This window comes from Actinomyces oris (genome assembly GCF_001937665.1).
GTDB classification, from domain to species: domain Bacteria; phylum Actinomycetota; class Actinomycetes; order Actinomycetales; family Actinomycetaceae; genus Actinomyces; species Actinomyces stomatis.
Genome location: NZ_MSKL01000027.1, coordinates 35,382 through 56,382, shown reverse-complemented (window position 1 = coordinate 56,382; position 21,001 = coordinate 35,382). Strand labels below are relative to the sequence as shown.

Here is a 21,001-nt window from a genome sequence, read left to right as displayed (position 1 = left end):
GGGGCGCGATCGCGTGCCGGGGGCGGCTGCGGCCCCCTCGTGGCCGTGCCTGACGGCCCTGGGGGCGGCCCCTTAAGGTACGTCCAGGAGCCCTCAGGCACGACCGCACTTTCACCCGTCCTGCTCTCACCTTGCCGACCCAGCCCAGGAGGCCGCCGCCATGACCCGCGTCGCCGCAATCGACTGCGGCACCAACACCATCCGCCTCCTCATCGCCGAGGCCGACCGCGACCACTCCGGCCGCCCCCGCCTGGAGGTGCTGCGCCGCCGCAACGAGATCGTGCGCCTGGGCCAGGGCGTGGACCGCACCGGCCTGCTCGACCCCGAGGCCCTCGAACGCACCCTGGCCGCCGTGGCCTCCTACGCCGCCGACTGCACCGAGCTGGGCGTCGCCCCCGGGAGAGACGTGCGGCGCTTCGTGGCCACCTCCGCCACCCGTGACGCCCGCAACCGAGAGGACTTCGTGGCCGGGGTGAGCCGCCTGCTGGGCATCGAGCCCGAGGTCGTCAGCGGCCAGGAGGAGGCCCGCCTGTCCTTCACCGGCTCCCTGCTGGGCGCCCGCGGGGGAGAGGGCGCCGAGGCACCGGGCCAGGGACAGGGCGAGTGCGCGCCGGCGCCTCGACTCGTCGTCGATCTCGGGGGCGGCTCCACCGAGCTGGTCCTGGGCGTGGACGAGCCCAGCGCCGCCATCAGCCTGGACACCGGCAGCGTGCGCATCACCGAACGCTTCCTGGCAGGCGGTGTCACCCCCGAGTCCGAGGCCGCCGCCCGGGCGGAGGTGCGCGGCCTGCTCGACGTGGCCGAGCGGGTCGTCGACCTGTCCGCCCCCGGGCGGCTGGTCGGCCTGGCCGGCACCATCACCACCGTCACCGCCCACGCCCTGGACCTTCAGGCCTTCGACCCGCAGGCCCTGAATGGCGCCGATCTGAGCCCTGAGACGGTCCTGGCCTCCTGCGAGGCGATCATCCACTCCACGGCCGAGCAGCGCGCCTCCTGGGGATACCTGGCCCCCGGTCGCCGCGACGTCATCGCCGCCGGTGCCGTCGTATGGAGCGAGGTCGTCTCCCGCGTGGTGGAGCGGACCACCGCCGCCGGGCGCCCGCTGGAACGGGTCACCACCAGCCTCTACGACATCCTCGACGGCATTGCCCTGTCGCTCGTGCCCGAGCAGGCGCCGACCGAAGAGGCCCGGGCGTGAGCGCGACGTCGCTGACCTGGGGCGGGTGCCGCATCCCCGGCCCCGGTGGCCTGCCCGCGGTGGCCGTCTCCCTGACCGGGCCGACCGTCGCCCACGCGCGGGCCCAGGCCCGCAGCGCCATCGACGCCGGTGCCGACGTCCTCGAGCTGCGCGTCGACCTGCTTGAGGAGGTCGACGCCCTGGTCGCCTCCGCCAAGGCCACCGGTGCGCAGCCGCCCGCCTCCGATCCGCTGGACGCGGCCACCGCCGCGGCCCAGACCCTGGAGTGTCTGCGGGGTCTGGGTGATGCTGTCAACGCTGCCGACGGAGCCCCCCTGCTGCTCACCTGCCGCACCGCCGCCGAGGGGGGCCGGGCCCACCTGGACGACGCCGCCTACGGCGCCCTCCTGCGCTCCGTCCTCGACGGGCTCGCCGACTGGGCGCCCGAGTGTCGCCCGGCCGCCATCGACGTCGAGGTCCAGCGCGGCTGCCTGAGGCGGGTCTGCGAGCAGGCCCATGAGCTGGGGGTCGACGTCGTCGCCTCCTTCCACGACTTCGAGGCCACGCCGCCCGATGAGGTGCTTGAGGAGGTACTGGCCCGCATGGCCTCCGAGGGGGCCGACCTGGCCAAGATCGCCGTATGGCCCACCAGCGCCGCCGACGTCGCCCGCCTCCTGGGCGTGTGCGCGCGGGCCACGGCGGGCAGGGGAGAGGGCACCGGCCCGGGTGTGCCCGTGGCCGCCATGTCCATGGGGGCGCTCGGGGCGGTCAGCCGCGTGGCGCCGGCCTTCGGGTCGGCGCTGACCTTCGCCGTCGTCCCCGACGAGCAGGGAGAGGCCCGGGCCTCCGCCCCCGGCCAGATGCCGATCCAGGACGTGCGCCGCTGCCTGGAGCTCCTGCGGGCCTGAGTGATGTTCCGTGCCCGCGAGTTCGTAGGGTAGGTCGTGCGTTCGAGGGGTAAAGGGTACGACCGCGACCCCTACGGTACGAACGCGTGGAGCCCGGCGGGAGCTAGATGTCGAGCCTGCGCAGGAGCCCGGCCGGTGGAAGGGCCCCGTCCTCGATGTAGGCGCGGAAGACGGGCGCAGCCTGCTCACCTGTGAAGACCTCCTCGGGGTGCAGACGCAGGGAGAAGGGCTCGGGACTCCCGTTGTCCCAGGTGATCGTGGTCCACGTTCCGGGGGCGGCGACGGGCTCACGGGCCACGGCGTAGTGCTCGTAGGAGTCGTCCTCGTGGGTCATGCGGATCTCAACGCTCATGGCTGCCGAGGAGCCGCCGCACTGGATGAAGGTGGCTCGCGCCGGGGAGGACTCCGGGACGTCGTCCATATGCGTCATTCCGTCGGGCAGTGCCCACACCACGACGGCGAAGTGCCTCTTGCCGTCCAGGTAGTTGGGGGAGGTGAGCTTACGGGCTACCTCATCGGCAATGAGCTGCGGGGTCTGGGGCTGCAGGAAGACGTCGATGGGGCCGTTCCTGCCGACGATGTACTCGGCGAAGTACCTCATGGTCTGCTTTCTGGTAGTCGATGAAGGGGGGCCACCAATAGTGCGAGGCGGCGCTGGTGGGTTCGTGGCCGTTGTCCTCCGGATGATCTCAGTTCCGCGCTCCGTGCGTGCTCCCGTGACCGGGACATGGGGACAAGTGCCCGCCGCCGACCGCCGTGATCACGGGCCCTCGTCGCACCGCGTGAGTAGGCTTCGCTGCACCCGCGGCGCCTTGTGACAGGTCGGATCGCGGGCGGAACCGGGAATGAAGGAGGGGCGAGCATGGCCGACTACGGGCGGCGCGGCGTCGTCGGCATGGGCCTCGTTGGTGCAGTAGCACTGTCGCTGGGCGGTTGTGCCTCAGCGCAGGAGGACCGGTCGCGGTCGGGTTCGACGCCGACGTCGGATGGCCGTTTCGCGAGCTTCACCGAGTACGTCCCCGACAAGCTGGAGATCCGGACCGATCTGGGACGCCTCGACAGGCGCATGCCGGGCATCACCATCTCCTCGGCCCACTGGGTGGCGCAGTACTGGCAGGAGGAACGCGAGCTCCTGCCCGCGCCGGACCGCCCGATATGGATACACGGGGTGCTGGCACTCGATCCCGCCAGCACCCGGGCGCTCGCCGAGGCCTCGACCGGAAAGGCCGATCCGCTCCCGGGCATCTACCCGGACCTTCGCCAGTACGTCCCCGTAGGCAAGGTCTTCACCACGGTCCCGAAGGAGAAGGCCGATGAGATCCTCGACGTCAAGCACATGATGCGAGACGATCCGAACGCCCATGGATCAGACGGTGTCGGGGTGGATCAGGCGGCGGTCTGCGCCGACGCCAACCTCCTGATCCTCATGGCCAACGAGCACATATTCTGAACCTCCGGCCGATGCATCCGCGCGTTCGTACCTTTAACCCTCGACCGCGCGACCTAAGGTACGAACGCGCGAGCCGGTCCGGTCTGACAAGGGCTCAGCGTGCGTACCAGCTCCGCGACGGGCCCCAGGTGGGGCGCCTCACCGGCTGCGCGGCTGTTCGCGCGGCCTGCCCATGCCGTAGTCTTGCCCACGTTGCCCCGGCGAGGGACGCGTCAGCAAGGCGCGCATCCGTGATCGACGTGGTGGTACCTGGCGGTACTGCGCGTTGTCGCGCCCAGCCGGACCACCATCAGCCGCGGGGCACCAGGCCCCGCCTCATCCGCAAGGAGAGCCACATGGCCAACAACGCCATCACCCTCAAGGCCCAGGACCGCACCGACTTCGGCAAGGGCTCCGCCCGTCAGGCCCGCCGCGCCGGCCAGGTCCCCGTCGTCGTCTACGGCCACGGCACCGAGCCCCGCCACCTCCTGCTCGAGGAGCACGCCACCCGCCTGGCCCTGCGCAGCAACGACAACGCCCTGGTCGAGCTGGACATCGCCGGCGGCGAGACCCTCCTGGCCCTGGCCAAGGACGTGCAGCGCCACCCCATCCGCCCCGGCGTGCAGCACGTCGACTTCCTCCTGGTGAACCGCAACGAGCGCGTCGACGTCGAGGTCCCGGTCACCGTCATCGGTGAGGCCGCCCCCGGCACCATGCACATGATCGAGGCCGTCACCGTCATGGTCTCCGCCCCGGCCGTCTCCGTGCCCGAGGCCATCGAGGTCGACATCACCGACGTCGCCGCCGGCACCGTCCTGACCATCGCCGACATCACCCTGCCCAAGGGCGTCGAGGCCGTCTCCGACGCCGAGACCGCCGTGGTCAACGTGGCCAACGAGCACGCCGTCGCCTCCGAGGTCCCCGAGGTCGTCCCCGCCGAGGGTGACGCCGAGTCCGAGGCCGAGTGAATCGCGCGTGACTGACATGTCCAGCCATGACGACGCGCCGGCAGGCGCCTCCCGCACCACCCGTGCCGCCCGCGCCGGGCTCACCCCGGGGCAGAGTGCATGAGTGAGGCCTGGCTCGTCGTCGGGCTGGGGAACCCCGGGACCCGGTACGCCCGCAACCGCCACAACGTCGGCTACATGGTGCTCGACGTCCTGGCCGAGCGCACCGGGTCCCGGTTCTCCCAGCACAAGAAGGCTCGCGCCCGCGTGGCCGAGGGGCGACTGGGCATGATGCCCGGCGGAGCCCCCGGCCCCCGTGTCATCCTGGCCGAGCCCTCGGTGCTCATGAACCTCTCCGGCGGCCCCGTGGCCGGGCTCGTTTCCTACTACGGCATCGACCCTGCCAGCCGCCTGCTCGTCATCCACGACGAGCTCGACCTGCCCGCCCACGAGCTGCGCCTCAAGCGCGGTGGCGGCGAGGGTGGTCACAACGGCCTGCGCTCCATCAGCAAGTCCGTATCCACCAAGGACTACGCGCGGCTGCGCGTGGGCATCGGTCGCCCGCCGGGCCGCCAGGACCCCTCCGACTTCGTCCTGTCCGACTTCCCCGGCCGCGAGCGCGCCGACCTCGGCGTCACCCTGGAACAGGCCGCCGACGCCGTCGAGCAGGTCGTCACGCTCGGCTTCGACGACGCCCAGCAGCGCCTCCACGCCCCCCGCTGACGTGCGGCCGCCTCATCGGGCCGCGTGGTACAGACACTCTTGGCAACCACCCGCGCTGTTCGTTCCTCACTGCGCTCCCGCCAGGCCCGTCCACGCCGTCGAGCACCTGTCCCACCCGACCCCGGTGGACGGTCCTCAGGCCATGAGGCCGGTCTCGTAGGCGACGACGACGGCCTGGACCCGGTCGCGCACGTCGAGCTTGGCGAGCACATTGCCCACGTGGGTCTTGACGGTGGTGGCTGAGACGACGAGGTGCGCGGCGATCTCCGCGTTCGACATGCCCTGACTCATGAGCACGAGGATCTCCTTCTCGCGTGGGGTCAGCGAGTCGATCCGCGGGTCCGATGAGGGCTGTGCCGGCGTGTTCGAGCTCGGCAGCGAGGCGGCGAACATCTCCAGCATCCGTTGGGTGATGCGCGGTGAGACGACTGCTTCCCCGGAGGCCACGGTGCGGATCGCCTCGGCGAGCTCGGTGGGCCGGGTGTCCTTGAGCAGGAAGCCGGAGGCCCCGGCGCGCAGCCCGGCGAAGGCGTACTCGTCCAGGTCGAAGGTGGTCAGGATGAGCACGCGCGTGCCCGGGCAGTCCCGGGCGATGAGCTCGGTGGCCTCGATGCCGTTCATGCCCGGCATGCGCACGTCCATGAGGATGACGTCGGGGTGCAGGGCTTTGGCCTGGGCCAGGGCGGAGGTCCCGTCGGAGGCCTCGCCGACGACGGTGATGTCCTCCTCGGCCTCCAGCACCATGCGGAAGCCCATGCGCATGAGCGCCTGGTCGTCGGCGAGCACGACGCTGATCGGCCCCCTGACCTCGCCGGGGCGCTCCGACTCGTCGGGCTGGAGGGGCTCGCCACTGCTCATAGGGGCGTCTGCCATGAGAAAGTCCCTTCGTCATGCTCGTCCCAGCGCAGGACTGCACGGACTCGCCAACCCGTGGGGGTCGGGCCGGCCTGTACGGTCCCACCATAGACCGATGCGCGTTCCCGCATGCCGATCAGACCCTTGCCGGATCCGTGCATCGGACGTGTGCCGGGGGCTGCCTCGTTGTCCACGGTGAGGACCACGGTGCCGATGTGCCGTTCGACGTCGACGCTGACGGACGGCGTCGTCGGGGCGTAGCGCAGCACGTTGGTCAGCGCCTCCTGAGCGATGCGGAACACGGTGAGCTGGAGGGCCTTGTCCTCCGGCAGTGCCGCCCCCACCCACCGGTAGCTGACGGGTACCCCCGCAGCCACGAAGCGCTTGACCAGCTCGGTGATGTCGGCCTGCTCCGGGGAAGGAGCCAGGGGCAGGTCGCCCTGGGACTGGTCGCCCGCGCCATCGGTGGCCTGCTGGCGCAGACTGGCGATGGGGGCACTGGGCTCGACCGGCGTCACTGTCCCCAGGGGTGCGAACTCGGGCACCGGCAGGTCTCGGACCTCGTGCTGGTGGGCCGACGACGGTGAGCTCTCAGGGGGTGCTGGGGGCTCCGGGGACTGCGAGGCTCCCGCCGTCCTGCCTTTCAGGTTCCAGTGGGGGAGGTGGGTGGAGGAGGACTGGTCGGGGAGCGGTGCCGCGTCCTGCGCGCCGGATGAGGAGGCGGAGCCCGACGAGTCCTCCGAGGTGGGGGAGTGCCCCGCGGCGACTGAGGGGTCCTCCCGCAGGACCCCCACGAGGCGGCGGGTGTCGGCCAGGGCACTGCGTCCGGCCTCGGCCAGGGTCTCCATGGCCTGCTTGGCCGTGGCCGGATTGCGCTCCACGGTGGCGGCGGCGCCGTCGGCCATGGTGATCATGACGGCCAGGGAGTGGGCGACGACGTCGTGCATCTCCCGGGCGATGCGACTGCGCTCCTCGGCGGCCGCCAGCAGCGCCGCCTGCTCGCTCGCCAGGGCCATCCGGGCCGAGCGGAGCTCTATGGCCTTGAGTCGCAGGCGGGCGGAGCGGGTATTGAAACCGATCACGATGCCGATCAGGATGAGGAGAACCAGCAAGGCGATGTTGCGCAGGAGCTCCCCAACCGACAGACCAGGAGTTGTCAGGCTGAGGTCCAGCATGAGAACCACCAGGGAGATGCCCCCCGCGGTCCATGCGGCGGCCGGCCTGCGGTGCGAGGCGATGGCGCCCAGGGCGAAGGGGAGTGATATCAACCCCATGCCGCTGACACCGATGGCCGCGTACAGCAGCTGCTCCATCGTGAGATGGAAGGCCCGCTGGATTGCGAACTGATAGACCTCCGGGACCAGGAGGATGGCGGCCCAGCTCCACAGAGGGGCGCGTCGGCGAAGTGCCAGCGCGATCCCCAACAGTGCGATCGCGATCAACGCCAAAGGCAGGATGGGATGGGCCTTTACCAGGCTGCTTGGCCGCAGAAGAAACGTGACACCCGCGAAGAAGGCGTATGCAACGACGCCGGCAGCGATGGAGATGTCGATGATCGTCGGATGGCGGTAGTACCACTGCCTGATCGCGCGCAGCAGGCCCCGTGACTCGGTCTGGAGCTCCAGGTCGTCCTCGTCGGGCATGGTGGTGGCGGCACGGCCGGGCTGGGGGCTGGGCAGCTGGCTGGACATAGGGCTCAGTGTGTCATTCCAGGGGGTCGTGATCGACGTCGACTTGTGCGGCTGAGAGGCCCGCCCCCGAAGATGGGGACTCTTCCTGCCATCGTCGGAGGCGGGGATCGTCGGATCGGGGAAGGGCGTCGTCGGTAGGGAACGGATGAGGGTCCGCAGGAGAGCAGGGTTGGTCAGAACCGCGGGCAGCCCTGCGCCCACCTGGCTCTCGGCGGCCGATGCGGCTGCACTGCCGGGGGAGTCAGCGGCGGAGGAGCCAGACGGGGTGCCGGTGCCGTCTCGAGGTGAGGAGGGGCCGGAGGCCGGGTGGGAGGGAGTGGAGGCTGACATGGGGCATCACCTCCGGCTGACGTCTGAGGCCCGCCGGGCTCAGGCGTCGCGCCGGGAGAAGACGAACCAGGCCACGATGAGCGGGATGAGCGCCCAGGCGGCGAAGACCGCGATGGCCTGGCCGTGGGTGAGGAACTGGGCGCCCTGCCCACCCCACTCGGTGATGCGCTGGAACGGGTCGGAGACGGCTTCGGAGACGGTGCTGGGCAGGCAGCCGATGATCTTGTAGATCCATTCCCACTTGCCGGCCGCGAGCTGGAGGGGAGTGGTGATGATGAACAGGAGGGAGACGATCACAGTGATGGTGCCGGCGGTGGAGCGCAGCAGGAAGCCGATGCCCAGGGCCATCAGGGCGATGGCGGCGAAGACCAGGCCCGAGCCCCAGATGTGGCCGGCGTACTGCGAGTCGGTGAGGGAACCGGCGTGCTCTCCGATGAAGGGCTTGGAGATCGCCCAGGACAGGAACACGGACACCGAGCCCAGCAGGAAGGCGACAACGCTGAGGACCACGGCCTTGGACAGCAGGAGCCGGCCGCGCCTGGGGACGGCGGCCAGGGAGGATCGGATCTGACCGGAGGAGTACTCCCCGGTGATGATGAGGGCCCCCAGGACCGCGACCACGACCTGCCCGAATGTCAGACCGGAGGTGATCATGTCCTTGGCCATGTCCTGGTACTGCTCCGACCGTCCGAAGGCGGCGGTGAGGCCTGCGCCGAACAGGACGGTCAGGGTGATGGTGATGAAGGAGGTGATCCAGGTCGAGCGCAGGGACCAGAACTTGATCCATTCCGCACGTAAGGAGTGCAGGATGGTCTGGCGGCCCCGGATGCGTGGGCCGGCTGGGCGAGGGGCGGTCCCGATGGCGGTGCGCGCCGGGGCTTGGGCTGTGGGGGCGGCTGAGGCATGTGCTGGGATGTGGGTACTCATGGCTGGGCCTTCCGGAGTGAGACGGATGGAGCTGCTGATGGCGGGCGCGGTGCGCCGAGGAGGCGCACCTCAGCCCCGGGCGGAGCCCTGAGGAACGGCCTGCTGCATCTGGGCCTGGGACGCGGGGTCGGTGCGGTACTCCACGGAGTCGCTGGTCAGGCTCATGTAGGCCTCTTCGAGGCTGGCGCGGATGGTGGTGAGCTCGTGCAGGACGATGCCGCCCTGGGCGGCCAGCTCACCGATGGTCGCGGCGGTGGTTGCGGTGGTCTCCAGGACGTTGGGGGCCACGGGCCGGGCGGCCAGGTTGCGGGAGGCCATCAGCTCGGCGAGCTGTGTGGCCTGAGGGGAGGCCACGCGCACCCGGTCGGTGGTGGCCGAGGCGATGACGTCCTCGACCGGGCCGGCCGTCAGGATCCGGCCGCGGCCGATGACCAGGAGATGGTCCGCGGTCTGCGCCATCTCACTCATGAGATGGGAGGAGATGAACACGGTGCGGCCCTCGCCGGCCAGACGGCGGCAGGTCTCACGCACCCACTTGACGCCCTCGGGGTCCAGGCCGTTGACGGGCTCGTCGAACAGGAGCACGCCGGGGTCGCCCAGCAGGGCTGCTGCCATGCCCAGGCGCTGTCCCATGCCCAGGGAGAAGCCCTTGACGCGCTTCTTGGCCACCGAGGTCAGGCCGGTGATCTCCAGGACCTCGTCGACCCGCTTGGCGGAGATGCCGTTGGAGGCGGCCAGCTGGCGCAGGTGACTGCGGGCGCTGCGTGAGCCGTGCAGGCCCTTGGCGTCCAGCAGGGCTCCGACCTCGCACAGGGGGGCCGACAGCTGCCGGTAGGGGCGCCCGTTGATAGTGACCTTGCCGCTGGTGGGCTTGTCCAGGCCCATGATCATGCGCATCGTGGTGGACTTGCCCGCCCCGTTGGGGCCCAGGAAGCCGGTGACGGTGCCGGGCTCGACGGTGAAGGAGATGTTGTCCACCGCCGTCTTACTGCCGTAGCGCTTGGTGAGATTGACTGCCTCGATCATGATGTTCTCTCTTCGACGTGGGCCTCTGACGAGGGGGATGGGTGGGTGGTTCGCCGTGGTTTTTCGGGGGTTTCTCCTAAGGAGCAACCGGATGGCTTCAGCCTAGGAGCGCGCCGTCGTGGGCGAATCGGCCGAGGTGACGAACTCCGGGCCGGCTGGGGCGGGGCCGACAGGGGGAGGAGGGTCCTCCTGGAGGATGAGAACCGATCGGTCGAAGGGAGCCGTGGGAGGTGGCCGAGGAGGCGACGGCGCTCGTCACATGAGTGGGGAGCTCTCCCCTGAGGGCTACGTTGTGAGGGAAATGGGTTCCCCTGACCGTGCTGGGGATGCGCATAATGTGCGCAGTTTCCGGTGCCGGCCCTCGACGGCCGGACCGCACTGCGAGCGGCGGCCTCTCCGGGCCGACGGTCCCAGCCCCCTCAGAGAGGATGAGAGGAACATGTCCAACCCCTTCTTCGACCGAAGCGCCGCCTTCCAGACCGGCGGCCAGGCACCTGGGAGCGCCCCGGCTCAGACGCCCAACGGCTACCCCACGATGCCCGGCTACCAGGCCGGCCAGTACGGCCAGCAGGCGGCCAGCTACGGCCAGTACGGGCAGTACGGTCAGACCGCCAACCAGTACGGCCAGCAGACGGCCGGCTACGGCCAGGTGAGTCCCGAGCAGATGGCCGGCCTGGAGGCCCAGTACCAGGCGCCGTCGGCCACCAACGCGGTCATGCGCCGCATGACCTACGACGACGTCATCATCCGCACCGCCGGTATGTTCGCCGTCATCCTGGCCATGGGCGCCCTGTCCTGGAACCTGGCGACCAGCACCGATGAGGCGGTCGCCGGGCTGAGCTTCCTGGCGATGTTCGGCGGCCTTGTCGGCAGCTTCATCCTCGGCCTGGTCAACACCTACAAGCGGGAGCCCTCCCCGGCTCTCATCCTGGTCTACGCGGCCTTCGAGGGACTGCTGCTGGGCAGCATCTCCGGCTTCATGGAGGCCCGCTACGAGGGCATCGTCGTCCAGGCCGTGCTCGCAACACTGGCCACCTTCGGCGTCATGCTCGTGGCCTACTCCTTTGGTGGCTTCCGGGTCCAGGGCAGGTTGCGCAAGGTGGTGGTCGTGGCCACCTTCGGCTACATGATCTTCAGCCTCATCAACGTCGTCCTCCAGATGACTGGCGCGACCACTGGCGCCTGGGGCCTGCGCTCCCTGACCATCATGGGGATCCCACTGGGCATTCCGCTGGGAATCCTCGGGGTCATTCTTGCCGCCCACTTCCTGGCCATGGACTTCGAGTTCATTGAGAACGGGGTCCGCAACGGGCTGCCCCGACGCTACGCCTGGGCGGGGGCCTTCGGCCTGGTCGTCACCCTCGTGTGGCTCTACGTGGAGTTCCTGCGCCTGCTGAGCTACTTCCGCGACTGAGCTCACGGCGCGGGGCCGGGACCGGTTCGTCCGATCCGGCCTCACGCCACTACCTCGGCTGGGGCCGGGACGCATCACCTGCGTCCCGGCCCCAGCCGTGTACGTGGCGGCATTGGGCCTCTTCCGGTCCCAGACGCTGCCAGGCATGTCCGGCGCTGCCCCGAACGCCTGAGCGCCCGGGACTGCGTGACCCGCTCGCCGGGTTCGCGCTGGGCCGAGGCCCGCTGCGGCGTCGAACCGGGGCCCTCGCGTAGGCTCACCGCATGATCAACACCAACATGCCCTCCGTCGAGGGCGCCAAGGGCACGAAGCCCACGCTCACCTTCCCCGGGCCCGAGGCCCCCGAGGGGCTGCAGGTCCAGGTGCTCGACGCCGGCGACGGCCAGGTGGTCGAGGCCGGCGACACGATCGTGGCCAACTACCTGGGCCAGATCTGGGGTGGCGACGTCTTCGACAACTCCTACGACCGCGGCCAGCCGCTGAACTTCCAGGTCGGTGTCGGCAGGGTCATCCGCGGCTGGGACGACGGCCTCGTGGGCCAGCGCGTGGGCTCGCGCCTCCTGCTGTCCATCCCCTCCGAGCTCGGCTACGGCGACCGCGGCGTCCCGCAGGCCGGCATCCGCGGCGGCGACACGCTCGTCTTCGTCACGGAGATCCTCGGCGTCATCTGAGCCGAGCTCTCCGGCACTGTCCGCGCGTTCGTACGGTAGGCGCCAGACGTACCTCAGGGGTGCGTTCCGGAGCCCTACGGTACGAACGCGCGTCTGCGTACGGCGCCCCGGGGTTGCGATCACTGCGCTAGCCTGGGGGCGGCGCGCTCGCGCCACACCCGGTAGCACGAACTGCACGGTCCGGAGGAAGTCCGGATGACGCCGTCGGGCCACAGGCCCTGCATCCGCCCCGAACTCGTCGTGGGCAAGCGACAACCAGGCGTTCGTCACCTCGGGGATGCCGTTCATCGGTCGCCACGGGGACTCCTGCTGCGCCGGGTGCGATCACTCGCACCCGAAGGAGTCCCATGTCGAACATGTCCGCCTCTGACAGCCGGTCCACCGTCCTCGCCTGCATCTCAGCCCAGTTCACCCTCTACTTCGACGGCCGCTTCTGGGTCGGCGTCCTCGAGCACCATGAACTCCGCCATGGCGGCGACGCGATCAGTCGTGCCATCACGGTGCGGGCGGCACGGCACGTCTTCGGGGCTGAGCCCAGCGATGCCGAGCTCTACGACTTCCTCCTGACTCACGGCGGGGCCCTCATCGACCGGGCTGCGGCTTCTCCTCCGGTACCGGCGTCCAGGCCGGTGGGCTCGTCGTCGACTCCCCGCCCCAACCCCAAGCGCGCCGCCCGGCAGGCCGCCAAGGAGGCAGCTCGGGCGCGCCCATCCACCGCTGCGCAGGCGGCCTTGGCCGCTGCCCGAGAGGAGACCGCGACCCGTACCTCCCGTGACCGGAGTCGTCGTCGTCGCCAGAAGGCGGACGAGGAGTGGGCCCGTCGTCGGGAGCGGGCCAAGCGTCGCCACCGCGGCCGATGACGCAAGCCCGCTGTTCCGCAAATCGCGGCGGTGAGGGCGGCCCCTTGGGGCGCAGGACGGAGGCCCGTGACCGCGCCGGGTCGGCCTTAGCGTGTCTCAGGGACAGGAAGCGGCGCGGCGCCCGGAGCCAACGAGGGCTACGCTATGGCAACACGGCGTCGTGAAGCGCTGGCCATCCCCCTGAGGCCGGCTCCTTGCGACGCCGTTCCAGTCCGTCTGCCCCAGAAGGAATCGCTCATGCCGCAGTACCGCAGTGCCACCTCCACCCACGGCCGCAACATGGCGGGCGCCCGTGCACTGTGGCGCGCCACCGGCGTCAAGGACTCCGACTTCGGCAAACCGATCATCGCCATCGCGAACTCCTTCACCCAGTTCGTCCCCGGGCACGTGGGCCTGCGCGACGTCGGGCGCCTCGTGGCCACCGAGATCGAGGCTGCCGGCGGCCTGGCCAAGGAGTTCAACACCATCGCCGTCGACGACGGCATCGCCATGGGCCACGACGGCATGCTCTACTCGCTGCCCAGCCGCGACCTCATCGCCGACTCCGTGGAGTACATGGTCAGCGCCCACTGCGCCGACGCCCTCGTGTGCATCTCCAACTGCGACAAGATCACCCCGGGCATGCTCATGGCCGCCATGCGGCTCAACATCCCGGCCATCTTCATCTCCGGCGGCCCCATGGAGTCGGGCAAGATGACCGCCGCCGACGGCACCACCCGCAAGCTCGACCTCATCGACGCCATGATGGACGCCGCCGACCCCACGGTCACCGACGAGACCATCAGCGCCATCGAGCGCCTGGCCTGCCCCACCTGCGGCTCCTGCTCGGGCATGTTCACCGCCAACTCCATGAACTGCCTCACCGAGGCCCTCGGTCTGGCCCTGCCCATGAACGGCACCCTGCTGGCCACCCACGCCGACCGCGGCGAGCTCTTCAAGCGCGTCGGCTACCAGATCGTCGAGATCACCCGGGCCTACTACGAGCACGACGACGACTCCGTCCTGCCGCGCTCCATCGCCACCAAGGCCGCCTTCGAGAACGCCATGAGCCTGGACATCGCCATGGGCGGCTCCACCAACACCGTCCTGCACCTGCTGGCCGCCGCCCAGGAGGCCGAGGTCGACTTCACCATGGCCGACATCGACCGGCTCTCGCGCAAGGTCCCCCACCTGGCCAAGGTCGCGCCGTCGACGAACCTCTACCACATCGAGGACGTCCACCGCGCCGGAGGCATCATCGGCATCCTCGGCGAGCTCGACCGCGGCGGACTGCTGGAGACCACCACCACCAACGTCCTGCGCACCACCCTGGGCGACGAGCTCGCCGCCTATGACGTCGCCCGCCCCGGCCCCGACGGCGTCCCCGGCTCCCAGGTCGGCGAGGAGATCCGCACCGGCTACCTCGCCGCCCCCGCCGGCGTGCGCACCACCGAGATGTTCTCCCAGGCCTCCCGCTGGGAGTCCCTCGACACCGACCGCGCCGGCGGCTGCATCCGCGACATCGAGCACGCCTACTCCGCCGACGGCGGCCTGGCCGTCCTCTTCGGCAACATCGCCGAGAAGGGTTGCATCGTCAAGACCGCCGGCGTCGACGAGTCGATCCTGACCTTCTCCGGACCCGCCGTCGTCTTCGAGTCCCAGGAGGACGCCGTCGCCGGGATCCTCGGCAAGCGGGTGACGTCCGGCGACGTCGTCATCATCAGCCACGAGGGACCGCGCGGCGGCCCCGGCATGCAGGAGATGCTCTACCCGACCACCTACATCAAGTCCATGCACCTGGGTAAGGAGTGCGCCCTGCTCACCGACGGGCGCTTCTCCGGGGGCACCTCCGGGCTCAGCATCGGTCACGTCTCCCCGGAGGCGGCGGCCGGCGGACTCATCGGCCTCGTGCGCAGCGGCGACATCATCGACATCGACATCCCGCGCCGCTCCATCTCCGTGCGCCTGAGCGATGAGGAGATCGAGCGCCGCCGGGCCGAGGAGGAGGCCCGTGGTGAGGACGCCTGGACCCCGCACGTGGACCGGCCCCGCAAGGTCTCCGCGGCACTGCGCGCCTACGCGATGCTCGCCACCAGCGCCGACCTGGGCGCCGTGCGCGACCTCAAGCGCCTCGGCGTCAAGTAGCCCAAGCGGGCCATCGGCGACGGCCCGTGCTGACCAACTGCATATTTGAAAATCGTTGTCACTCGCATTTAGGGTTTGCATGTGACAATCGTTCTCAGATCGCTGGTGGTGCGCTCCAGCGGCACGACGCTGGTCAACGGCGTCAGTCTCAGCCTCGCCCCCGGAAGCCGCACCGCCCTGGTCGGTGCCTCCGGGGCCGGCAAGTCCCTCACCTGCGCCGCGCTCGCGGGCACCCTCCCGGCCTCACTGGAGGTCACCGGTTCCCTGACCGTTGAGCCCGACGACGTCGACCCCGACAACGCCCCGCGCGCGAGCTTCGCGGTGGGAGGCGAGGCGGGCGGCGCCAACCTGCTGGGGCTGCCCGCCGCCCGCCGCCCCCGGGGCAGCCGCATCGCCCTTGTCGCACAGGACCACTCCACCGCCCTGCACCCGCTCATCGCGGTCGGTCGCCAGATCGCCCTAGCCTCCCAGGCCGCCGGACATCCCCGGGGTGAGGCCGATGAGCGCGCCACCGACTACCTCTACGCCGTCGGGCTCGATGAGTCCTTCGCCGACCGTGTCCCCGGGCGCCTCTCCGGAGGCCAGCGCCAACGCGCCAGCCTGGCTCTGGCCCTGGCCGTCGAACCCGTCCTCATCATCGCCGACGAGCCCACCACCGCCCTCGACGTCGTCGCCCGCGCCGAGATCCTCAGGCTCCTGAGCTCGCTGACCAGCCTGCCCGAGGCCCCCGCGCTGCTCCTCATCACCCACGACCTGCCCGCCGCCGCGATCTGCGAGAACATCGCCGTCCTCCACGACGGTGCCATCATCGAGTCGGGGGACACCCAGGCCGTTCTGACCCGCCCCGAGCATCCGGTCACGGCCGCCATGTGCGAGGCCGGCGCCGAGGAAACCATCGACGGGGCCCTGGCCGCAGCGGGAGCCGCCGCATGAGCGGACTTGAGACCCGTGGCCTCAGGCGCTCCCACCCGGGGCCGGGCGGCGAGCGGCGAGAGGTGCTGCGCGGCGTGGACCTGCGCCTGGAGCCGGGGGAGAACGTGGCGCTCATCGGGCGCTCGGGATGCGGCAAGACGACGCTGCTGCGCGCCCTGCTGCTGCTCGACTCCCCAGCCCCGGGAGATACGGGCGAGATCCTGCTCGACGGCGAGCCCGTACGTCGGGGTGGCGCCCGAGCGCTGCGGGCCTTCCGGCGGGCGGTGCAGTACGTGCCCCAGGACGCCGCCGCCACACTCGACCCGCGCCGCACGGTGCTGGCGCAGGTGACCACCCCGCTGAGAACCCTGGGGGTGGTCCGCGATCGCGAGGAGGCCGTCAGTCGGGCCCGGAAGATCCTGGAGAGCCTCGAGATTCGCCGCGAGATATGGGAGAGCCGGCCCCACGAGATCTCCGGCGGCCAGGCGCAGCGGGTCTCCATCGCCCGGGCCCTGGCCCTGTCCCCGCGCTACCTCCTGCTCGACGAGCCGGTCTCCGGGCTCGACCCCGCCCTGCGCCGCCAGACCCTCGACCTGCTTGCGGCCATCGAGGCCGAGCCCGACGCCGCCACCAGCGATGAGCAGAAGCCCCCCGCAAAGTCCGGCGCGAGTGGCGAGCCGGAGCCCGCCCCGGCTGGTTCCGGCGCCGTGCCCGCCCCGGCTGGTTCCGGCGCCGTGCCCGCCCCAGCTGGTTCCGGCGCCGTGCCCGCCCCAGCCCTGCTGGTGGTGTCGCACGACCTGGCCGCCGTCGCCGGCGTCTGCCAGCGGGCCCTGGTCATGGACGAGGGCTCCATCGTCGAGGACGCCCCCATGCGCCGCCTCCTCACTAAGCCCACGCACACGGCCACCCGCGCCCTGCGTGACGCCGTCCCCACCCTGCCGACCGCCGCCACCGACTGACGACCTCCCGACCGATGACACCCCGACAGCTGACACCCCGACCCAGGCCCGAAGGAGCATCCATGTCCGTGCCCAGCCCCGCCGTCACCCGCCGCCAGGTCCTCGCCGCTCTCGGCGTCGGAGCAGGCGCCGCCGCCATCGCCTCCTGCTCGCGCAGCTCCTCGGGCGACGGCCGTATCCGCCTGGCCATGTTCCACGCCCCCGAGAGCAAGCTCAACCCACTCACCGACGGCCTCAAGCTCACCCGGTGGTCCTGCGCCGAGAGCCTCACCACGCTCAACGCCGACGGCGATGCCCAGGAGCTGCTCGCCACCGCCTGGAAGCGCGAGAGCGAGATCACCTGGCGACTCACCCTGCGCGAGGGCGTCACCTTCCACGACGGCACCGCCCTGAGCGCCGAGAACGTGGCCGCCGCCCTCACCTTCGCCGCCACCGCGGCCAAGCCGCCGCGCGTCCTGGACGGAGTCAAGCTCACCGCGAAGGCCGACGGCAAGGACCTCCTCCTGACGACCGCGGCCCCCGACCCCCTCATGCCGCAGCGCCTGTCCAGTCCCCAGCTCGTCATCCTGTCCCCGGCCGCCTACCCCAGTTCCGCCGACGGCGCCATCGACCCCGTCGGCCACGGCACCGGCGCCTTCATCCTCAAGCAGGCCAACGGCTCCTCCGGTGCCACCCTGGAACGCAACGACAAGTACTGGGGCACGAAGGCCACCGCCCCCGGCATCGACGTCACCTACGTTCCCGACGGCGCCGCCCGCGCCAACGCCCTGCGCACCGACACCGCTGACATCGTCGAAGCCGTCCCCGTCGCCCAGGTCGGCAACATCGACAAGAACCTTCTCCACGAGGTAGCCACCCCGCGCACCTCCACCCTCTACCTCAACACCCGCTCCGGCCCCTTCGCCGACCCCGCCCTGCGCGCCGCCGCCCGCAATGCCGTCGACCCCGCCGCCCTCATCAAGACCGTCTTCGAGGGCCATGCCGACTCTCCCGTCGGACTCCTGGGGCCGGCCGTGCCGTGGGCTGCCGAGCTGCGCGCCTGGAAGAAGGAGACCTACCCCGGAGCCTCGGGCGCGGCCGCCACCGGCAAGGTCCCCGGCGCCACCGCCGCCGGGACCGTCCCCGCCGGCACCGCCATCACCCTGGCCTCCTACACCGACCGCCCCGAGCTCGGAGAGATGGTCCCCCTCCTGGCCCAACAGCTCGAGGCCGCCGGCTTCAAGGTCACCCAGGACGTGCGCGAGTACAACCAGATCGAGTCCGAGGCCCTGGCCGGCAAGTTCCACGCCGTCCTCGTGTCGCGCTCCACCGTCCTGGACTCCGGCGACGCCGTCGCCTACATGACCGCCGACTTCTCCTCCTCCGGCTCTTACTCCATGAGCGGCCTGCACGATGAGAAGGTCGATGCCGCCATCTCCAAGGCCGCCGCCACGGAACCCGGCGACGAGCGCCGCAAGGCCGTCATGGCCGCCGAGCAGGCCATCCTCGCCTCCGGCGCTGCCATCCCGCTGGCCCACGAGCGCGTCATCCAGGGCGAGGCCGCCGGGGTCTCCGGCGCCGAGCGCGACCCGGGCGAGCGCGCCCTCATCACCTCGGCCACGACCGTGAAGAAGTGAGCGGCGTGCTCACCCAGGTTGCCGGACGCCTGCGCACGGGTGACCTTGTCACCGGCATCTCGCGCCTGCTCGCCCTGGCCTGCCTCGTCGGCCTGGTGGGCATGCTGCCGTGGCTCTCGGGCAAGGACCCGGCCCTGACGATCCTGCGCGCCACCTCCTCCGACCGGGAGCCCACACCGGAGGTCCTGGAGTCCATCCGCCAGAGCATCGGGATCGACGGCGGCCCCCTGCACGTCATCGGGCACTGGCTGGCCGGGGTGGCCCGCGGCGACCTGGGGCGCTCCTGGGTCTCGGGGGCCGATGTCGGACCGGACGCCGTCGACGCCTTCGGGGTCTCCCTGAGCCTCATGGCCGCCGCGCTCGGTGTCGGAGTCGTCGTTGCCGCCGCCCTGGTCCTGCCCGCCATGCGCGACGGACTGCGAGGGCGCCCCCGGCCTCGCGGCGGCGCCGCCTCCGCGGTCCTCATCTCCCTGCCCGAGTACCTCCTGGCCCCGATCCTCATGCTCGTCCTGGCCGTCTACCTCAGGATCCTGCCGCCCTTCGGGTGGGGCAGCCCCGAGAAGGTCATCATGCCGGCCCTCAGCCTGGGCCTGCCCACCGGCGGCTACCTCGGTGGACTCGTCTCCGACGCCGTCACCGCCACCTTCTCCGAACGGTGGGTGGCCACCTGGTCCACCGCCGGCATCCGCGGCCGAACCCTGGCCGGAGCCGTCCTGCGGCGGGCCCTGGCGCCACTGACCGGACAGGTGGCGCTCGTCGTCGTCGCCCTGACCGGCGGCGCGGTCGCCGTGGAGAAGATCTTCGCCATCCCCGGGCTGGGGCGCGAGCTCCTGGACGCCGCCTCCGCCCAGGACGTGCCGGCGCTCCAGGCCCAGATCCTGCTGCTGCTCGCCCTGGCGCTCGCCGCCGGCGTCATCGCCGGAGCGGCCCGGCGCCTCCTCATGGGGCGGGCCGCCGGGGCGGGCGGACTGACGGCCCCGCCCCCCGTGGAGCACCCGGGGCGGGCCGCCCGCGTCATCGCCGTCAGCGGCGCCGCCCTGCTGGCCCTCATGGCGGCTGTCGGGATCCGCCGCGACCCCTACGCCGTCGTCGCGGACAAGCTCGCCGAGCCCAGCGCCGCCCTTCCACTGGGCACCGACTCGCTCGGGCGCGACGTCCTGGCGCGCGTGGCTCACGGGGCCGTATCCACCGTGAGCGGCGCCGTCGTCGTCACGGTCGTGTGCTTCGTCATCGCCATGCTGGTGGGGCTGGCGCCGCGGGCCGCCACGGGGTTCATCGAGGTGGCCAACGCCGCCCCGCCGATCCTGGCCGGGCTCATCGTCGCCGGCGTATCCGGGCCCAGCGCCACGGGCGCCGCCATCGCCGTGGCCTGCGTCGGCTGGGCGCCCCTGGCCTCCCACGCCGCCGGGCTCGTCGCCGAGAACCGGCAACGTCCCGACGTCCTCCTCGCCCCGGTCCTGGGGGAGGGGCGTGTGCGGATCACCCTGACCCGGGTCCTGCCCGCCGTCGTCGGCCCCCTGGCGCGCCACGCGGCCCTGAGGCTGCCCGGCAAGGCCCTCGCCCTGGCGGCCCTGGGATTCCTGGGCCTGGGTGCCCAGAGTCCCACACCCGAGTGGGGGCTGGTCCTGTCCGACGCACTGCCCTACATCGAACGGGCACCCTGGGCCGTGGCCACGCCCGCCGCCGCCCTTGTGGTCCTGTCGATCACGTCGGTCGCCGCCTCCCGCAGCATGCGGCGCTGAGACCCCTGGGACCTCGCGGCAGCGGCTCCGGCGAGGCGCGAAGGGGCTGCGCCGTCGGGAACAGGACATGAGGCGGGCGCCAACCGCGCTATGGGTTGGCGCCCGCCTCATCGGTTGATCGGGACCTCAGCCCTCCAGGGCGTGGAGGCGGTCGATCGGGGTGGAGACGGCCTCACGGGCGCGCACCACGGCCTCCTCGTCGGGGGCGTCGTAGAAGCACAGGCACTTGACCGTGTCCTCACGCACGTAGGTGCGCAGGAAGCTCACCTCCGGCACCTGGGCGTACTTGGGGGAGTTGGCCTTCTTACGTGCCAGGTAGGTCTCCATGGAGATCTCCTCGGGGATGTCCCACTCCACGAGGTAGTCGGCCTTGCGGGCCAGGGCGCGCACGTCCTCCAGCTCGGCGCCCACGAGGCGGACCTCGTCGGGGCCGGTGACCTCGGCGTCGGCAGCAGCGGACCGGACGGCCTCGGTCAGGCCGGTGACGTCGTCGGAGGTGAGCTCGACGATGGTGAAGATGCGTTCGTGGCTGGCGGTGACCTGCGACTCCAGGACGGAGGCGCCGGCGGCCTCAACGGCCTGAGAGACCTGGGCGATGAGGGCCTCGGCGGCCTCACGCGACGGGGTGGTGGGGACGAGCTCGAAGAGCTGGAGCGACATGGCGGCTCCTTTCCGTAGGGTGTGCGTACC

At 71.4% G+C, this 21,001-nt stretch carries 19 protein-coding genes; 13 read left to right on the top strand and 6 right to left on the bottom strand.

Going from position 1 to position 21,001, the window contains the following annotated elements; translation table 11 throughout:
- Nucleotides 1-160: 160 nt before the first annotated feature.
- Nucleotides 161-1,198, top strand: a complete 1,038-nt coding sequence (locus BKH28_RS10985) for an exopolyphosphatase (RefSeq protein ID WP_075418837.1) — start codon at nucleotides 161-163, stop codon at nucleotides 1,196-1,198.
- On the top strand, nucleotides 1,195-2,085 hold the full coding sequence (locus BKH28_RS10980) for a type I 3-dehydroquinate dehydratase (protein ID WP_075418836.1): 891 nt from the start codon (nucleotides 1,195-1,197) through the stop codon (nucleotides 2,083-2,085). The genes BKH28_RS10985 and BKH28_RS10980 overlap by 4 nt, the downstream gene beginning before the upstream one ends.
- 103 nt (nucleotides 2,086-2,188) lie before the next feature.
- On the opposite strand, the gene BKH28_RS10975 is transcribed toward BKH28_RS10980, so the two are convergent.
- Complete coding sequence (locus BKH28_RS10975; protein WP_075418835.1) at nucleotides 2,189-2,686, bottom strand: NTP pyrophosphohydrolase; 498 nt, start codon at nucleotides 2,684-2,686, stop codon at nucleotides 2,189-2,191.
- A gap of 261 nt (nucleotides 2,687-2,947) precedes the next feature.
- On the opposite strand from BKH28_RS10975, the gene BKH28_RS10970 reads away from it, so the two are divergent.
- The 3 genes from BKH28_RS10970 to pth all read left to right on the top strand — a co-directional run bounded on the left by BKH28_RS10970 (nucleotide 2,948) and on the right by pth (nucleotide 5,184).
- Nucleotides 2,948-3,535 carry a hypothetical protein gene (locus BKH28_RS10970; protein ID WP_075418834.1) on the top strand — a complete coding sequence of 196 codons (588 nt, stop codon included), beginning with the start codon at nucleotides 2,948-2,950 and terminating at the stop codon, nucleotides 3,533-3,535.
- A 335-nt stretch (nucleotides 3,536-3,870) separates the two neighbouring features.
- Nucleotides 3,871-4,482 (top strand): 50S ribosomal protein L25/general stress protein Ctc, encoded by a 612-nt coding sequence (locus BKH28_RS10965; protein WP_075418833.1) that lies wholly within the window; start codon nucleotides 3,871-3,873, stop codon nucleotides 4,480-4,482.
- Between the two features lie 99 nt (nucleotides 4,483-4,581).
- On the top strand, nucleotides 4,582-5,184 hold the full coding sequence (gene pth, locus BKH28_RS10960) for an aminoacyl-tRNA hydrolase (RefSeq protein WP_075418832.1): 603 nt from the start codon (nucleotides 4,582-4,584) through the stop codon (nucleotides 5,182-5,184).
- 135 nt (nucleotides 5,185-5,319) lie between these two features.
- Here the strand turns inward: pth and BKH28_RS10955 are convergent, their stop codons facing one another.
- The 4 genes from BKH28_RS10955 to BKH28_RS10940 all read right to left on the bottom strand — a co-directional run bounded on the left by BKH28_RS10955 (nucleotide 5,320) and on the right by BKH28_RS10940 (nucleotide 10,013).
- Nucleotides 5,320-6,057 (bottom strand): response regulator, encoded by a 738-nt coding sequence (locus tag BKH28_RS10955; protein WP_075418831.1) that lies wholly within the window; start codon nucleotides 6,055-6,057, stop codon nucleotides 5,320-5,322.
- Entirely contained in the window at nucleotides 6,039-8,060 is a 2,022-nt protein-coding gene (locus BKH28_RS10950; RefSeq protein ID WP_256695825.1) for a sensor histidine kinase, read from the bottom strand. The genes BKH28_RS10955 and BKH28_RS10950 overlap by 19 nt, the downstream gene beginning before the upstream one ends.
- A gap of 39 nt (nucleotides 8,061-8,099) precedes the next feature.
- Nucleotides 8,100-8,987, bottom strand: coding sequence for an ABC transporter permease subunit (locus BKH28_RS10945; RefSeq protein ID WP_075418830.1), 888 nt, complete (start codon nucleotides 8,985-8,987; stop codon nucleotides 8,100-8,102).
- A 69-nt stretch (nucleotides 8,988-9,056) separates the two neighbouring features.
- Entirely contained in the window at nucleotides 9,057-10,013 is a 957-nt protein-coding gene (locus BKH28_RS10940) for an ABC transporter ATP-binding protein (protein WP_075418829.1), read from the bottom strand.
- A gap of 439 nt (nucleotides 10,014-10,452) precedes the next feature.
- Between BKH28_RS10940 and BKH28_RS10935 the strand changes: the two genes are divergently transcribed.
- The 8 genes from BKH28_RS10935 to BKH28_RS10900 all read left to right on the top strand — a co-directional run bounded on the left by BKH28_RS10935 (nucleotide 10,453) and on the right by BKH28_RS10900 (nucleotide 20,311).
- Nucleotides 10,453-11,427: a Bax inhibitor-1/YccA family protein gene (locus tag BKH28_RS10935; RefSeq protein ID WP_075418828.1), complete on the top strand. Its 975-nt coding sequence runs from the start codon at nucleotides 10,453-10,455 to the stop codon at nucleotides 11,425-11,427.
- A 263-nt stretch (nucleotides 11,428-11,690) separates the two neighbouring features.
- Nucleotides 11,691-12,098: an FKBP-type peptidyl-prolyl cis-trans isomerase gene (locus BKH28_RS10930; protein WP_075418827.1), complete on the top strand. Its 408-nt coding sequence runs from the start codon at nucleotides 11,691-11,693 to the stop codon at nucleotides 12,096-12,098.
- Nucleotides 12,099-12,445: 347 nt separating this feature from the next.
- On the top strand, nucleotides 12,446-12,958 hold the full coding sequence (locus tag BKH28_RS10925) for a YjdF family protein (RefSeq protein ID WP_334070533.1): 513 nt from the start codon (nucleotides 12,446-12,448) through the stop codon (nucleotides 12,956-12,958).
- A 237-nt stretch (nucleotides 12,959-13,195) separates the two neighbouring features.
- Nucleotides 13,196-15,082: a dihydroxy-acid dehydratase gene (ilvD, locus tag BKH28_RS10920; protein ID WP_075418826.1), complete on the top strand. Its 1,887-nt coding sequence runs from the start codon at nucleotides 13,196-13,198 to the stop codon at nucleotides 15,080-15,082.
- An 81-nt stretch (nucleotides 15,083-15,163) separates the two neighbouring features.
- On the top strand, nucleotides 15,164-16,015 hold the full coding sequence (locus BKH28_RS10915; protein WP_075418825.1) for an ATP-binding cassette domain-containing protein: 852 nt from the start codon (nucleotides 15,164-15,166) through the stop codon (nucleotides 16,013-16,015).
- Nucleotides 16,012-16,953: an ABC transporter ATP-binding protein gene (locus tag BKH28_RS10910; RefSeq protein ID WP_075418824.1), complete on the top strand. Its 942-nt coding sequence runs from the start codon at nucleotides 16,012-16,014 to the stop codon at nucleotides 16,951-16,953. The genes BKH28_RS10915 and BKH28_RS10910 overlap by 4 nt, the downstream gene beginning before the upstream one ends.
- A gap of 62 nt (nucleotides 16,954-17,015) precedes the next feature.
- Nucleotides 17,016-18,569, top strand: a complete 1,554-nt coding sequence (locus tag BKH28_RS10905; protein WP_075418823.1) for an ABC transporter substrate-binding protein — start codon at nucleotides 17,016-17,018, stop codon at nucleotides 18,567-18,569.
- A gap of 5 nt (nucleotides 18,570-18,574) precedes the next feature.
- Nucleotides 18,575-20,311 carry an ABC transporter permease subunit gene (locus BKH28_RS10900; RefSeq protein WP_075418822.1) on the top strand — a complete coding sequence of 579 codons (1,737 nt, stop codon included), beginning with the start codon at nucleotides 18,575-18,577 and terminating at the stop codon, nucleotides 20,309-20,311.
- A gap of 126 nt (nucleotides 20,312-20,437) precedes the next feature.
- Here BKH28_RS10900 and BKH28_RS10895 read toward each other — a convergent pair whose 3' ends face one another.
- A complete protein-coding gene (locus BKH28_RS10895; RefSeq protein WP_075418821.1) occupies nucleotides 20,438-20,971 on the bottom strand; it encodes a DUF4242 domain-containing protein in 534 nt (177 codons plus the stop codon).
- Between the last annotated feature and the right edge of the window lie 30 nt (nucleotides 20,972-21,001).